Source organism: Micromonospora sp. M51 (assembly GCF_018070305.1).
Lineage (GTDB): Bacteria > Actinomycetota > Actinomycetes > Mycobacteriales > Micromonosporaceae > Micromonospora > Micromonospora parva.
Window position 1 is genome coordinate 1 of the sequence record NZ_JAGPXZ010001136.1, and the last position, 1,332, is coordinate 1,332.

The window sequence follows — 1,332 nt, forward strand, 5'->3', positions numbered from 1 at the left end:
AAGCCCGAAGGCTACTGGAAAATATTCGGTACAGAAACTAGTCTGCCGTAAGTTTTCCCGTTACGCGAGCCTTGACCGGGGCTTCGGGCGGCTGGACAGCGGTAGGTGCGCTCGTGCCGACCCGACTTGGACAGCCGCACCACCTCGCGGGTGCCCGTCCCGGCGAACACACTGCCCTGCTCCTGCCAGCCGAAGAGCACCGAGCCGGTTCTGGTGTGCCACAGCTCCCCGCCGGTACGCCACTCGTAGCCGGTCACGCCCTGCGAATGGCCGTGGTAGATGGCGTTGTCGTCGCAGCGCACCATCCAGGCCGAACGCCCCCGCCCGGGGCGTCGCCACAGGAACTCGTCCTCGTGGTCGACGGCGGTGATCCCGCCGTCGGCGTCAGAGACGCCGAGGACGCCGTCGTGGATGTCGAGCCAGTAGATGTCGATCTCCGGGGCGATCGCGTACGCCACCCGGGGCACCTTGCCGGACAGGTCGTAGACGTTGCCGTCGTCGCAGCCGGCGTAGATCCAGGCGTCGTCGGCGACGATGCACTTCACCCCGTCGGGCAGGCGGACCTGGCCGCGCACCTGGGCGTCGTGGTCGAGCGTGGTGATGACGCCGTGCTCGTTGCCGACCATGCAGTGCTGCCCGTCGACGAAGATGCCGAAGGCGGGAGCACCGGAGTCGTAGCGCCAGAGCACCGGGGCGGTGTGGGCGGTGGAGCGGGTGCTCACGATCTGCCGCCGTGACACGGTGCGCTTCTGACGGACGCCGGGGACGGCCGGCGCGTAGCCCTTGCGGATCTTCTCCCCGATCTTCTTCGCCGCGGCGGCCCGGGCCCGGGCGTTGTCCGGATAGGCGCTCGCCTTGACCTGCCCCTGGTCGCCGATCCGGCCGTAGCGCACCGTCAGCGTGGCGTTGTCGACGATGACCTCGTAGAACTTGTGCGCACCGTCCACTTCGGACAGTTCGAGGTAGGTCGTCTCCTGGGACATGGGGGGCCTCCGAGGGTCAGCGAGCGGCCAGATCCGGCCGGCGCGGCGACAGTGACCACACGTTAACGGCGACCTCCGACAGAATCGGCGTGCGGAAATCGCAGCGCGTCGTCGCGGAGGACGGCGTGCGCGCCGACGGTCTGGTTGACGATCTGCGTCACCCGTACGTCGACAGCGATGCTGGCCAGCGCCACCGCGTCCGCGCGGCTGAGGCCGTGCAGCCGCTGCATCAGTGTCAGCATCGACTCCAGGGCGGTGAAGGTGGCGTCGTCGAGGGAGGCACCGACGCCCAGGGTCAGCCACGCGTCGGGGGTGCGGGCCACCGGACCGGTGACAGGGAAGTCGTCGC

General features: G+C 69.2%; 1 protein-coding gene and 1 pseudogene. Both read right to left on the reverse strand.

All coding sequences use genetic code 11. The features are described from left to right. Positions 1-11: 11 nt before the first annotated feature. On the reverse strand, positions 12-983 hold the full coding sequence (locus KBX53_RS33100; protein WP_247676574.1) for a WGR domain-containing protein: 972 nt from the start codon (positions 981-983) through the stop codon (positions 12-14). Positions 984-1,045: 62 nt separating this feature from the next. Continuing rightward, a pseudogene (locus KBX53_RS33105) lies at positions 1,046-1,332 on the reverse strand (acetamidase); the annotation flags it as partial.

What these genes read in the sequence shown, in the direction of transcription:
- KBX53_RS33100 (WP_247676574.1), bottom strand. Translation starts at nt 983, where the DNA reads ATGTCCCAGGAGACGACCTACCTCGAACTGTCCGAAGTGGACGGTGCG.